Here is a 13,403-nt window from a genome sequence, read left to right on the forward strand (position 1 = left end):
CGCAATGGGCCACTCGCACGGCCACTCCCACAGCCATGCCCACGGGCATTCCCACGGCAGCGGGGCTAACGAGCGCCGCCTCATCATCGTGGTGGTTATTGCCTGGTCACTGGTTGCCTTCCAGCTGGTTGGGGCCTGGCTGACCGGTTCTCTGGCCCTGCTCTTTGACACGGTCCACGTTTTCACCGATGCCCTGGGGGTCAGTGTTGCCCTGGCCGCCGCGCGTCTGGCCCGCCTGCCGGCGTCCTCGCGCCACACCTGGGGGTTCCGCCGGGTCGAGGTGCTCTCAGCCATGTTCCAGGCCGCTGTGCTGCTCGGGGTTGGTCTCTTTGTGCTCTATGAGGCGGTGCAGCGCCTGCTGGAACCTGCCCCCATACCCGGCCGCGAAGTGCTGATTTTCGGCGTCATTGGCCTGGTGGGCAACATTGTGATGATTGCGGTGTTGGTGGGCGGCGACCGCACCAACTTCAACATGCGGGCCGCCTTCCTGGAAGTGCTCAACGACGCACTGGGGTCGGTGGCAGTCATTATCTCGGCCCTCATTATCTGGCGTACCGGCTTCTACCAGGCCGACGCCCTGGTGGCTGTGCTCATCGGTCTGCTGATTATCCCGCGCACCGTCAAGCTCTTCCGCGAAACCGCCTCGGTGCTGCTGGAATCAACCCCGCGCGGGCTCGACCTCGACGAGGTACGCCGCCACCTCGAAGGCCAGCCCCACGTGGTTGCCGTGCACGACCTGCACGCCACCCAGATTTCCTCCGACCTGCCCGTGCTCACCGCCCACATCGTGCTGGACGACGAATGCTTCACCACCGGCCACTCGGTGGAGATCCTCAAGAACCTGCAAAGCTGTGTGGCCGACCATTTTGAGGTCTCTATTAAGCACTCCACCTTCCAGATGGAGCCGCGTTCCCTGGCCGCCGATGAAGACCTGCGGCACCTGCACTAGGTAACAGGCACTAGGCTAGAGAGCATGTCACGCACTATTCAGCTGTCCTTCTCTGGCCTGAGCGCCTCTGTTGCTCCCGACGGCTTCTCTGAGACCGGCCGTATTCTTGAAATCGGTGGGGCTGAGCAGTCTCACGTGGATCTAGCCCACCCCGACTTCATCTTCTACGAGTACCTGCGCCGTATCGGTAATCTGGTCGACCTTCAGGGGGTGCCGGGGGAACCGATAACCGCCGCCCACCTGGGGGCCGGGGCGCTGACCCTGGTGCGCTACATTCAGGCCACCCGCCCCGGTTCTGCCCAGCTGGCTGTTGACATCGAGCGGGAGCTGCCCGGTTTTGTGATGGAGCAGCTACCCCTGCCAGAGGGTACTAACTGCACAATTTTGATTGAGGACGCCGCTGCGGCCGCTCCCCGTCTGAAAGCGGAGTTGGGCGCGCCGGGTGGCCTTGACCTGGTCGTCCTCGATATTTTCTCGGGCTGGGAGGCCCCGCCCCACCTGACCACCGCTGAGTTTTACACCGACCTACGCGATTCCCTGGCTCCGGCAAGCGGCGATAGCGCGGGCGGGCTCTTGGCTGTGAACGTGGGGGATGACGCCGGGCTGAGCTTCTTCGTTGCCCAGGCCCGCACCCTCCTCGATGTCTTTGAGCACGTCTGGTGCCTGGCCGACACCACCATGCTGAGCGGACGCCACGCGGGCAACCTCATCCTGGTGGGCTCGCACGTGGCACTCACCCAGGACGCCACCACCCGCCTGGTCGGCGCCGGGCCGCACCCGGCGTCCGCCCTGGGCACTGACGAGCTGGTGGAGCTCCTGGGGAAGCTGGGCTAGGGCGCGTCTACCTGAGCAATCGTGCTGGTGACGGGAGCGGGTTCGCCCGCTGCCCGCTGAGGGCGTGAGGTGACGGTGATGCCCATGGACGCCACCGTCAGCAGCAGAATTGCCGTCCAGCGTAGAGCCCCGGTGTCTTGGGCGAGCAACAGCCAGCCGCCGATAGCCGCGATGCCGGGCTCCAGGCTGAGCAGAATAGAGAAGACATTGTTGGGCAGGCGGCGCAGGGCCGCCAGCCCCGTCGATGAGCCTGCCCACGCGGGAGCTCGCCAGAATATAGCAGGCCCAGAAAAAGCCTGCGACCAGTGCAAAGACCAGGCCCTGGGTGGAGATATGCTCGGCCCCGAAGGCCTTTTCAACTCCGATGAGGGCCATGCCGATGGTGGCTAGCCCGATCCAGAGACCGTCAATGAGACGGTGGGAGAGCACCGCTGCGAGTACGAGCGGGCCGATGAATTCTACAGACACCGCCAGCCCCAGCGGCAGCAGCTCGATGGCGTGATAGAAGGCCCCGTTCATGAAGGCAAAAGACGCCCCGAGTAGGGCGACGGCAATCCACTGGGGAAGATTCCAGGCCCAGAAACGGGGCCGGGTAAGAGCGCAGATGACCAGGGCAGCTACCCCTAGCCGCAGGGTGGTCACGCCCCAGGCACCCAGCTGGGGGAAGAGCTGCACCGCAAAAGCCGCGCCTATCTGCAGGGAGATACAGGAGCCGATCACGAGAAGCACACCGGTGGTCTTATCGGAGCCGGTGAAACGAGAACGAACTGCCTGCACGGGTGCCTTCTTTCGCGAGGGGTACTGCAAACAGTGTAGGTGGCTGCCTGTCGTAGGGGTGGCGCTGACCGCCAAATGTTACGGTGCCGCTCACACATGTGGCGGCCGGTGCCACAGTTGCCACCGTGAGCTACCGAAGCCCGCCACGCCTAGGGCGTACACAATAGCAAGCACACTGTGTTTACAGCTATTTGCCGGTAAACTAAAAGCTATGTTCAACTTCAACGCATCTAGCGCTTTTGACGCTAACGGTCAGCCCAAGCCCGCGGTTACCCGCACCGTAGATACCGTGCTGAAGGTTCAGCGCCCCCTGATTGTTTCCATGCTCAAGAAGATGCGTGAGAAGCACCCCCACGAGACTCCCGACCAGATCGCCAAGCGCCTCGAAAAGGCCTACCTGCGCGATGTGACGCTCGGTGGCGGTGCCGTGGGCGCAACCGCTTTTGTGCCCGGTCTGGGTACTGCGGCGTCCGTCGGCCTGTCTGCCCTGGCGGTGGGCGGCTACCTGGAACGTACCGCTATCTACGCGCAGGCTATGGCTGAGCTGCACGGCGTGCACGTTGATGATCCCGAAAAGTCCCGTCTCATGGTCATGGCGATCATGCTGGGTGAGGACGGCTCCGTGCTGATGAACTCGATTCTGGCCCACACCGGTAAGACCGGCGGTGTCTCCCGTAAGTGGGGCATGATGATGGGCTCCAAGGACTCCGGCAAGATCTTCAGCATTGAGCGCACCATTCGCAATATGTTCATTAAGCGTTTCTTGACCCGCCAGTCCGGCGCCCTGCTGGGCCGCGCCCTGCCCTTCGGTGTAGGTGCTGTGGTGGGTGGCGGTGCCAACCTGGCTCTGGGCAAGAACGTGGTCAAGTCGGTCGAGCAGACCTTCGGCGCCCTGCCCGCTGTTTTCCCCGATGCCCTGAACCTTGACCGCGCCCCCAGGTTTGAGGGTGGTCAGGACGCCGGCACCTCCGAGGGTGCGCAGGGTGAGACTGCGCAGCTTGAGAAGTAATAGAGAACTGTCATGGGTTTTAACGACAACCTGAATAATAACTACTCCCAGCGTGGCTCTTCTGGGGGTAACGGCCGCTCCGGCGGTGGCGGCGGCACGAACCCGCTCATGATGATGCTGATGAGCAGTGTGGCCCGTAAGTTCGGTCTTCCCGGCGTGCTGATTGTTGGCGCTATCTTCCTGTTTGCCTCAGGCGGCCTGGGTGGCCTGACCGGGGGTTCTAGCTCCATGTACGGCACCGAGGCCCAGCAGGACCAGGTCACCGGCGCCGGGAACTTTGACCACTGCCAGACCTATGAGGACGCCAACCGCTACGACGACTGCCGTATTCTGGCAACCGGCGTGAGCCTCGATATGGTGTGGGAAGAGAAGCTGCCGGCCGAGGCCGGCATCTCGTACACGGCACCCGACCTGGTGCTGGGCGAGGGGCAGCTGTCAACCGGTTGCGGTACCGCCAACATTTCGCAGACCGGCCCCTTCTACTGCCCGGCTGACCAGACGGTGTACATGTCGGTTCCCTTCTTTGACCAGCTCAAGGCCATGGGCGGTTCCAACGGCGATTTCGCGGTCATGTACGTGACCGCCCATGAGTTCGCCCACCATATTCAGCAGACCATGGGCACCCTGAAGTACTCCAACTACCAGGACCCGGGTGCTGACTCTGGCGCCGTGCAGGTTGAGGTGCAGGCCGACTGCTACGCCGGTGTCTGGGCTTCCCATGCTGACAAGGGTGAGAACGCCCTGCTCGACCCGCTGACCGAGAGCCAGATCCAGCAGGCGATCGATACGGCCCGCGCCATCGGTGACGATGCGATTCAGCGTTCTTCGGGCCAAGAGGTTAACCCCGACCTGTGGACCCACGGCTCGTCAGAACAGCGTGTCAGCTGGTTTACGAAGGGCTACACCGAGGGCACCATGGCGGCCTGTGCCCAGCCCTTCAACTCCTAGCTAGTAGCAGGTAGAGTGCTCGCGGGCACGTGCCTGTCTCTACAGTAGGGACCAGATTCCTCCCAAAGTACCTAACGTCCACACGGTATACGGGAGGGATCTGGTCCCTTCTTTTAACCCTTAAAACGAGAACGGGCGCGGACGAAGGCGCGTGCAGCTATGCGGGCACCCTTGGCGGTTGCCCCGTCGGCTGCCGCCAGTTCCGCTTCGGTGCTGGGCCGTACCTGAGTTTCGGTCACTACCGGGGCCGGTTCTTCAATGGCGGACGCCGTCACCGGCTCGGGTGCCTCAATCTGGGAGGGCTCGACCGGCTCGGGCTCTTCCAGAGCAGAAGGCGCTACCGGCTCAGGTGCTTCAATGGCACTGACCTCTTCGGCAGAAAGTTCTAGCAGGTCAGCGTCATCATCGGCGGGTACCGAGCCCCCGCTATCCTGCCCCGACTCGTCGACTGGGCTGCCGGCGTCCTGCCCGCTGTTCAAGACCGTGAGGGTGCTGGCAGGTAGCTGGTCAGGAGCTGCCCCCAGGTTCTGGTCTACCTGGGCGATAATCTGCTGGGCAAAATCCCGGCGCATCTTCTGACTAGCGAAAACAGCGCCTCCCGTCTTGACTAGCTGTTCGCCTGCCTTGACCAGCAGCAGGGTCTGAGGGTTGCGCAGGCCGATGGCGGCTACGGCTCCCAGAATGTTCATCTGCTGGGTGGCTCCACCATCGCGGGGGGCCTCCTGCATCTGGGTGAGAATATCGTTGACTTCGGCTCCCAAGATAGCGGTTGCGGCCTCGTCGCTGCTTTCAACGTGAAGACCGTGTAGCAGGGCCATACCGTGCAGGTAGGTTTTGACGGCCTGGGCACTGCCCACGTGGGCGGTGGTGTTAATGCCCTTGTTGGCGGCCCGGCTGTAGGTGGCCATGCCCTGCTGCACCGCGCCCAGGTGGGCAGCTGCTTGGGTGAGCCCGGCGACGCGGCGGTTGCGGGTGACGCTGCCGAGGACGTTGGGGGTCAGCTCCTGTGCCCCTGCCTGGGCTGACCCAACCAGGGTGAAGTCGCGCACGAAGATTCCGCCTAGGCGCTCTGCTAGGTCGGCGGGGGTGGCTTCGGGGTAGCGGGTGCGGAGCTTGCGCAGGCGGCGCACCGCTAGCGGGGTTTGCTCGGGCGAGCTGTCTGCGGGGCGGGAGTTCTCGGTCATACCTTCTATCCTAAAAGTGAAAACCTCTCGGGGGAGTAGAAAACCCCGCCAGGTATGACGGGGTTTTCTTATGTGACCTGCGCGAGTCAGCCTTTAGCGGGTGGCGTGCTCTAGCAGAGAGGGAGCCAGGCCGATGTAGGTAGCCGGGGTGAGCTCAGAGAGCCGGGCTTCGGCGTCCGCACTCAGACCGAGTTCAGCGACGAATTCCTTGAGGCGGGCGGCATCGACGCGGTGGCCGCGGGTCAGCTCCTTGAGGCGCTCGTAGGGGTCCTCCATGCCGGGGACGCCCGCGATTGCTTCGGCGCGCATGACCATCTGGATGGCCTCGGCCAGAACTTCCCAGTTCTCGTCCAGGTCTTGGGCGATGACATCGGTGGCGATGTCTAGGCGCTCCAGGCCCTTGACCACGTTTGAGATAGCCAGTACGGAGTGACCGAAGGCCACACTGATGTTGCGCTGGGAGGATGAATCGGTCAGATCGCGCTGCCAGCGGGACTGCACCAGGGTTGAGCCCAGGGTGTTCAGTAGGGCATTGGAGATTTCGAGGTTGGCCTCGGCGTTCTCGAAGCGGATGGGGTTGACCTTGTGGGGCATGGTGGAGGAGCCGGTTGCGCCCGCAACGGGAATCTGGCGGAAGAAGCGGATAGAGATGTAGCTCCACACGTCGGTGCAGAGGTTGTGCAGCACCTGGTTGAAGTGGGCGATGGAGGAGTAGAGCTCAGCCTGCCAGTCATGGTTTTCAATCTGGGTGGTCAGGGGGTTCCAGTCCAGGCCCAGGCCGGTCACGAACTCTTCAGAAATCTTCTGCCAGTCGGCGGTGGGCACAGAGACGACGTGGGCGGAGTAGGTGCCGGTCGCACCGTTAATCTTGCCCAGGAACTCGGCGTTTTCAACGTGCTTAATCTGGCGGTTCAGGCGGTAGGCGAAGACAGCTAGTTCCTTGCCCAGGGTAGAGGGGGTGGCGGGCTGGCCGTGGGTGCGAGAAAGCATGGGCACGTCGCGGGCCTCTTCTGCCAGCTTCATGATCTGCTCAACCAGGCCGCGGGCGGCGGGCAGCCAGACGTTGGTGACGGCGTCCTTGATGCCTAGGGCGTAGGAGAGGTTGTTGATGTCTTCGCTGGTGCAGCCGAAGTGGACCAGGGGCTTCAGATGACCCAGGCCCAGGGGCTCGAGGCGGCGGGCGATGAAGTATTCGACAGCCTTGACGTCGTGGACGGTGACGGCTTCGATTTCTGCCAGTTCAGCGGCAGATTCTTCGGTGAAGTCGGTGACGATGGCGCGCAGGCCGGCCCGCTGCTCGTCGGTGAGGGGTTCGAGGCCGGGCAGGACCTGATGGTCACAGAGGTAGATGAACCATTCAACCTCAACGTGGATGCGGTCGCGGTTGAGGGCGGCTTCTGAGAGGTAGTCAACCAGGGGTTCGGTGGCGGCCTTGTAGCGTCCGTCGAGGGCGCCGAGGGCAAGGCCTGCGCCGGTGAGGGAGTGACGGCCAGAGGGCAGGGTGGTGCAGTTTTCGCGATGAGACATGACTCTAGTTTCTCACGGCTAGGTGGGGTGGCGCACGTTTTTGTGGGGGTGTGAGATGGGCTTTTACGGGTAGGTGGTGGCTGCCGTCAAGGGGTGTGAACTCGCTGCGTCATCTTGCGTCACGGCTGCACCAATTGTGGGGCGATGTGCGCGGACGGCCGGGGCGGGGCTTATCCACAGGCGGGCGGACGCTGGCGCCCCGCCGGGTGCTGCTTTTAGGGTGTGGGCTAAGGAATCGCCCGTGAAAGAAGTGAGGAGGAAAAGCGATGCCTTCGGTGTATGAGCTTGTTGCGGCTGCGGGCAGGGTCGGCCTGGGGAGCCAGGGAGCTACGAGCGCGTCCGCGGGTGCACTGGGTTTGGCTCAGCGGGTGCGGGAGTGGTCTGCTGCGCTGGCGCAGCAGGTGCTGGGGCAGGCGGACGCCATCGGGCAGGCCTCTGGGCAGGCTTTAGCTGCGGGGCAGGTGCAGTGGGATTCTGTGGCTGGCCGTGCCTTTCAGGGGGCTTTAGAGGCAGAAGGGGGTGCGGCTAGGGCTCTGCAGGGGGAGTTGGAGGCCGGTGCCCAGGAGGTGCGGTTGGCCGGTGAGGCTGTTGCTGCTGAGCTTGAACTGGTGGCTTCTGCTATCGGTGCTGCCGGGGCTGCTTTTGATGCCGCCTTAGCGGGTATGGCGGTGCTGGAGGATATCGACTTCGATGATTTTATTGTGCACGCCGAGCGGGCTAACCTACCTGCCCTGTACGGGGCTCTCACCTCGGCTATGGGCAACCCTCTGCTTTCCCGAGTGAGCTCTACTTTGGCAGGAGAGGGGTGGTAGGCGTGGTCGCAGCATATGTTTCTGGTGCCCCGGGGGCAGGGTCTTCGGGTGGCCGTATCTCGGTGGAGTTCTTTGAGCTAGAGCCCCTAGCCCACCAGCTTGCTGCCGTGGCTGGGCGGTACGAAGAAGCGAGCCGGGAACTGGGCGGTCTCACCGCGCCTGTGGCTCTTCTGGCCTCCCTTGACCTGACGGGGGCAGGCAGCCGCGCCCTGGCGTCCTTGGGTACCAGCGCCCTGACACTCACCACCCTGGTGACGGGTATGCGGGGCCTAGCCCGAGGCGTGCAGAGCGCCGCTGAGAACTACCGGCAGGCGGAGGACTTCGCCAATCGGGTTATTAACCAGACGAATCAGGCTCAGACCCTGGGCATGGCGGTGCTGCGTGGCACCCAGTCGGCCTTCGGCTACCGGGTTGACCTGCTTAAGCTGGTTGTTAAGCGGGGAGCGGTGCTGGCGGTGGTCTACGCGAAGGACGCCTTCTTGCTGGCTCGCACTACTCCCGATGGGCGTAAGATCATGCAGGATACGACTAAGGGACTTAATAAGCTGGCGCAGGTAACGGGTACGACCGGGCGCTTGCGGGCTACCCGCGACATGACGGATGTGCTCAGCCCCAGCCTGCGCGTCGATAACCTAGACCCCGGTAAGAGTATCCCCCGGCTTGAACCCAATGGAGCCGGTCGGGAACTACCCCTGAGCGCCCGCGGAATCGCCGAGCACTTCCAGCGCATGGAAGGCATAGAGAGCCGGGGCGATGAGCTCTTTGAAGCCGCCCACTACCAGGGCGCCTGGGACCACGTCATGGTTCAAACCCTCTACAACCCAGAAACCGGTGAAACCCAGTACCTGGTCACCATTCCCGGGACGGACGGTGACGGCGAGCGCGAGGATTTCTTGCAGCCCTGGCGCGGGGGCACAAACACCTGGGCTGGCACCGCCGGGAGTGCCACCTCGGGGTATGGCTCCGACCTGACCCCGAACCAGTACACGGCTCTGATGACCCAGGTAGAGCGAGCACTAGAGCAGGCAGGGGCGGCTGAGGGCAGTGGCGTGATTCTGGCCGGGTTCAGTCAGGGTGGACTAGCTGCCGGTGCGCTCGCGGCCAATACGTCCTTCGGTTCCCGCTACCGGGTCAAGGGGCTCATCACCCAGGGCAGTCCGGTGGACGAGATCAAGGTACCTGCCTCGGTGACCCACGTTGATACCCGGTATAAGGGTGACCCCGTCCCCTACCTTCAGGGTGACCGCCCCGACTACGCGCCCGATGCGTCTACCGTGATGCAGCACAGACCTGCAGATGCCTCGGTTCACGGGGCTGCGGACTACGTGAAGATTGCGGGCGCAAACCCCGGTACGGAGCGGGTGATACCCGAGCTGCAGGGTTTGATGGGCGGCTACAGCGTGGTAAAAACGACGATTACCGCCGGCACGACCCAGAAGCCCGACATCACCCGCACCGAACAGGAACAGATGGCTATAGCGGGAGTTGGTAACGCTGTGCACGCGGGGGCTCAGAAAATAGGGTTGGGCAACCGCTTAATCAATAGTTCCAGCATTAACCCCTCTGACCTCTACCAGGACGCCGACTCAGCCCTGCGCACCTTCGATACCGAGGTGATACAGAAGGGGGACATCTGGCTTGATACCCAGCTCCGCAAGGTAGAAATTGGCAGCGTGCAGCTCTATAACCCCACCATCACCCTGCCAGCGGTGGGGGAGCAGCCGCCTGCGCCTGTGCTCGATAGCAGTATCCGGGTGTATGAACCCACCGCCCAGCAGCAGGTACGCAACCTGACCAACCTAGCTGGGGTGGGTGACCTCATCAGCGACGAAGCAATCGATGAGGGGGTGAGAGTCTTTTTGCCCGCCAGCTCGACCCCGCCCGAGTGAAGTACCGGGGCGGAGCCAGGCTAGGAGGCGGACGAAGCGGCGGGCTCTTAAGCTGCCGGGTAGAGGGGGTTATGGCCGGACGCTACTCGCTCGGCTTCCCGTACCGGGGCAGGGGCGGTGGCGCCGGCGTCCGTATCGAAGGGGGAGCCGCCTAGCGCCTCACGCCCGTGCGGGGTGAGCCAGCCGGCCAGGTCAGGGCCGGCGGGCACGATGCCGGTGGGGTTGATGTCTTCATGAACAATAAAATAGTGTTCTTTGATCTGCTGGAAGTCCACGGTATCGCCAAACCCGGGGGTCTGGAAGAGGTCGCGGGCGTAGCCCCAGAGATTGGGCATGGAAGCCAGGGTCTGGCGGTTGCACTTGAAGTGACTGTAGTAGACCGCGTCAAAGCGTACCAGGGTGGTAAAGAGGCGCACATCTGCTTCGGTGATGTGGTCCCCCATGAGGTAGCGGCGGGTGGCCAGGCGCTCTTCAACCCAGTCTAGGGCCGTCCAGAGGCGGTCGTAGGCTGCCTCGTAGGCCTCCTGGGAACCGGCAAAACCGCAGCGGTAGACCCCGTTGTTGATTTCGGTGTAGATACGCTTCATCACCGCCCGCATTTCCTCTTCGAGTTCAGCAGGCCAGAGGTCAGGGGCTCCCTCGCGGTGGTAGGCCTTCCACTCTTTCGAGAAGTCCTCGGTAATCTGCGGGAAGTTATTGGTGATAACGCCACCTGATTCAATATCGACGATGGCGGGCACCGTAATGCCGCGGGGGTAGTCGGGGAAGCGGGCAAAGTAGGCCTGCTGCAGGCGCTCAATGCCCAGTACCGGGTCCTTGCCGTCTTCATCGAGGTCAAAGGTCCAGGAGCGGGCGTCGTGGGTGGGGCCGGGTAGGCCAACGGAGAGAGCATCTTCGAGACCTAACAGACGGCGGACGATCAGGGTGCGGTTAGCCCAGGGGCAGGCACGGGCGGCTATCAGGCGGTAGGCGCCGGGCTTGACCGGCCAGAGCTGGTGGTCGGGGTCAAGCTGGGCAGTAGCGGCGGGGTCTGCAACAATACGGTCTTCGATGTAGGTGGTGTCGCGGTTGTATTCTTCCCCGGCGTGCACGTAGGAGCCGCGGGTGGAGTGTTCTGTCTGTTCGGTGGTGCTCATGCTTCCACCCTCTCACACAATACTTTCAAAGTAAAGTATTTTGTGGGGGTGGAGAAAGGCTTGAACCCCTCTATTGCGAAGGCAGTGTCAGCCCGCGGTACATACGGGCTGTTCGAGCGGGATCCCAGGCGCCACCGCAGTCGATGGGGAGCCCCTCGTCCTCAAAGCCCCGGCGGCTATAAAACTCCCGAGCCCGCTCATTGCCCACGATGTACCACAGGTAGGCGGGCTCATCAGGGTAGAGAACAGCGTCAAAAAGAGCCGCCCCTAAGCCCGTGCCGTGTGTCGAGGCAAGAGTATAAAGGTGGGTGAGCTCCCGCGTCCCCTCATTAACCGAGGGCAGGCCAATCTCTAGCTCCCAGGCCAGGGGGCCGGGGCGGGACAGCGCAAAACCGACCGGGGCGTCCCAATCAATCTCGCCTCCCACCGCACAGCTCAGACCACCGGCGGGCGTCCATGCCGGATTCTCGTAGGCAAAAAAGGCGCGGGCACCGGGCGCTGCGATATTCTCAGCAAACTCTTCCAACCAGCCGTCCCGCTCAGCCGCCTGCCGGGCCCCAAAATCGGGGTCTACCAGCCCGTTATAGGTCTCCGCCAGGCACCGTAACTGCAGGTCAACATACTTCTCGGCGTCCTCAGCGCCTACCGGCGTCACCACATACCTGCCATTAGCTACAAAACCCACGCGCGTCCGTCCTTTCACATCACTGTCACTGCCCTCTCACTCTAGCAAGCCCTCCAGCACCCGCCCCACCCACTAGGCTAGAGGGGTGGCAAAACGCAGACGAACCCCCAAAAAACAGGTAGAAACCCCCGAAGCCCTCGTTGAAGGCACCTACCCCATCGACACCGGCATCGCCGAACTCATCGAAGACGACTACACCCCCGGTGGCTGGGTGCTTGAAATCAACGGCATGGAATCCTCCCACATCGTGCTGGGCCAGCCCCGCGAACTCGACTTCGAATACATGCGCTGGCTAGCGGCCGTCATCGAACCCTTCGTCGACACCCACCTCGACCCGACCAAGCTCCGCATTACCCACCTGGGCGGCGGGGCCTGCTCCATGGCCCGCTACCTGGCCGACGTCTACCCGGCCTCTCACAACACCGTCGTCGAACTCGACGGAAAACTCGCGGCCTACGTGCGCGAATGGTTCGACCTGCCCAAAGCCCCCACCATCAAAATCAGGGTGGGTGAAGCCCGCGCCGTCACCGAAGGGTTCGCCCCGGCCTCGCGCGACGTCATCATCCGCGATGTCTTCGCCGGTTACATCACCCCGGAGCCTCTCACTACCCTCGAATTCACCCAGCTGGCCGAGCGCTCGCTAGCCCCAAACGGGCTCTACATTATCAACTGCGGCGATGACCGTTCCCTGGCCGGTGCCCGGGCCGAGGCAGCCGCTATCGCCCAGGTCTTTGAACACACCTGCATTGTGGCCGACCCGGCCATGCTCAAGGGGCGGCGTAAGGGCAATGTCATTATCGCCGGATCCCACGCACCCCTGCCGGTAGCCGGTGACCTGGCTACCGCCGCCATCACCAAGCGCCTGCTGGGCGGCGGGGTACCTGCCCAGTACAAGGACGACGCCTGGGTGCGCGACTTCGCCCGCTCGGCTACCCCGCGCCGCGACGCCCAGCCAGAGGCCGACCTAGCCCAGCTGGACGCCCAACTTCGTGCCGATCAGTAATATTCAGCTTCGCGCCGGACAATAAAGTAATCGCCCTATTCCTTCTCTCTTTACCCCGAGATAATCTCTAGGGTCATGAGAAAAGGGATAGGGCGAAGAAGTCTGCCGGGGCTAGCTGACCTCACCATCCACGTAGTACCAGGCCCCGCCGTCCTTGGTGAAGCGGGAGACCTCGGTCTGCACTCCGCGCACCCGCTCGCCCTCGGGCGTCCCCGGCACTGACCGGTAGTAGGCGGCGAACTCTACGCCGCCGGTGCTGTCAAAGGGGCCGCCTGCTGTGCTGAGAATGTCGAGTCGGTACCAGCGCAGGCTGTCGTCGAGGTGCAAGGACGTCGGCCGCGTGCTCGGGTGCCAGGTGGCCAGTAGGTAGTCGGGCAGGCCCACCGCAAAGGCGGTGAAGCGGGAGCGCATCAGCGCCTCGGGAGTCGGTGCAGTGAGTTCGCCGGTCTGGGCAAACCGGGAATGGTAGCGGCCGCAGCAGGCGCCGTACACTTCGCCGGTGCCGCAGGGGCAGCGGGTATCGGGTTCAAGCATGCCTCTATTAAAACAGGTAGGCAGGTGGTCAACCCGTCCTCTTTAAAAGCAAGTACCCCAGTTTTTGCGCAGGCACCCCAGGTAAAAACCGGGGTAACTGCGCCATAACTGGGGTA

General features: G+C 63.4%; 13 protein-coding genes. 7 read left to right on the plus strand and 6 right to left on the minus strand.

Translation table 11 applies throughout. The annotated features are described in order from the left end of the window. Positions 1-4 precede the first annotated feature (4 nt). Positions 5-949, plus strand: a complete 945-nt coding sequence (locus ACEE43_RS08845; protein WP_449107276.1) for a cation diffusion facilitator family transporter — start codon at positions 5-7, stop codon at positions 947-949. A gap of 24 nt (positions 950-973) precedes the next feature. Then, complete coding sequence (locus tag ACEE43_RS08850) at positions 974-1,783, plus strand: spermidine synthase (protein ID WP_449107277.1); 810 nt, start codon at positions 974-976, stop codon at positions 1,781-1,783. Here the strand turns inward: ACEE43_RS08850 and ACEE43_RS08855 are convergent. Continuing rightward, positions 1,780-2,094 (minus strand): hypothetical protein, encoded by a 315-nt coding sequence (locus ACEE43_RS08855; RefSeq protein WP_449107278.1) that lies wholly within the window; start codon positions 2,092-2,094, stop codon positions 1,780-1,782. The genes ACEE43_RS08850 and ACEE43_RS08855 overlap by 4 nt on opposite strands. 677 nt (positions 2,095-2,771) lie before the next feature. Here ACEE43_RS08855 and ACEE43_RS08860 point away from each other — a divergent pair. Both ACEE43_RS08860 and ypfJ read left to right on the plus strand, forming a co-directional pair. Beyond that, positions 2,772-3,569: a di- and tripeptidase gene (locus ACEE43_RS08860; RefSeq protein WP_449107279.1), complete on the plus strand. Its 798-nt coding sequence runs from the start codon at positions 2,772-2,774 to the stop codon at positions 3,567-3,569. A gap of 12 nt (positions 3,570-3,581) precedes the next feature. Then, the gene (ypfJ, locus tag ACEE43_RS08865; RefSeq protein WP_449107280.1) at positions 3,582-4,517 is read left to right on the plus strand and encodes a KPN_02809 family neutral zinc metallopeptidase; all 936 of its coding nucleotides are present in this window, start codon (positions 3,582-3,584) and stop codon (positions 4,515-4,517) included. Positions 4,518-4,630: 113 nt separating this feature from the next. Here ypfJ and ACEE43_RS08870 read toward each other — a convergent pair whose 3' ends face one another. Further along, on the minus strand, positions 4,631-5,701 hold the full coding sequence (locus ACEE43_RS08870) for a hypothetical protein (RefSeq protein ID WP_449107281.1): 1,071 nt from the start codon (positions 5,699-5,701) through the stop codon (positions 4,631-4,633). Between the two features lie 93 nt (positions 5,702-5,794). Continuing rightward, a complete protein-coding gene (purB, locus tag ACEE43_RS08875) occupies positions 5,795-7,228 on the minus strand; it encodes an adenylosuccinate lyase (RefSeq protein WP_449107282.1) in 1,434 nt (477 codons plus the stop codon). A gap of 266 nt (positions 7,229-7,494) precedes the next feature. Between purB and ACEE43_RS08880 the strand changes: the two genes are divergently transcribed. Together ACEE43_RS08880 and ACEE43_RS08885 are read left to right on the plus strand one after the other, a co-directional pair. Continuing rightward, positions 7,495-8,040, plus strand: coding sequence for a hypothetical protein (locus ACEE43_RS08880; protein ID WP_449107283.1), 546 nt, complete (start codon positions 7,495-7,497; stop codon positions 8,038-8,040). Positions 8,041-8,042: 2 nt separating this feature from the next. Then, positions 8,043-9,929 (plus strand): hypothetical protein, encoded by a 1,887-nt coding sequence (locus ACEE43_RS08885; protein WP_449107284.1) that lies wholly within the window; start codon positions 8,043-8,045, stop codon positions 9,927-9,929. Between the two features lie 47 nt (positions 9,930-9,976). Here the strand turns inward: ACEE43_RS08885 and ACEE43_RS08890 are convergent, their stop codons facing one another. Both ACEE43_RS08890 and ACEE43_RS08895 read right to left on the minus strand, forming a co-directional pair. Continuing rightward, positions 9,977-11,065: a glutathione S-transferase family protein gene (locus ACEE43_RS08890; protein ID WP_449107285.1), complete on the minus strand. Its 1,089-nt coding sequence runs from the start codon at positions 11,063-11,065 to the stop codon at positions 9,977-9,979. 70 nt (positions 11,066-11,135) lie between these two features. Then, the gene (locus tag ACEE43_RS08895; protein WP_449107286.1) at positions 11,136-11,750 is read right to left on the minus strand and encodes a GNAT family N-acetyltransferase; all 615 of its coding nucleotides are present in this window, start codon (positions 11,748-11,750) and stop codon (positions 11,136-11,138) included. Between the two features lie 85 nt (positions 11,751-11,835). Here ACEE43_RS08895 and ACEE43_RS08900 point away from each other — a divergent pair, with 85 nt between their 5' ends. Next, the gene (locus ACEE43_RS08900) at positions 11,836-12,753 is read left to right on the plus strand and encodes a spermidine synthase (RefSeq protein ID WP_449107287.1); all 918 of its coding nucleotides are present in this window, start codon (positions 11,836-11,838) and stop codon (positions 12,751-12,753) included. Between the two features lie 111 nt (positions 12,754-12,864). On the opposite strand, the gene ACEE43_RS08905 is transcribed toward ACEE43_RS08900, so the two are convergent. Further along, the gene (locus ACEE43_RS08905; RefSeq protein WP_449107288.1) at positions 12,865-13,287 is read right to left on the minus strand and encodes a YchJ family protein; all 423 of its coding nucleotides are present in this window, start codon (positions 13,285-13,287) and stop codon (positions 12,865-12,867) included. Positions 13,288-13,403: the final 116 nt, after the last annotated feature.

The sequence above is a fragment of the Rothia sp. 11254D007BW genome, from assembly GCF_053548195.1.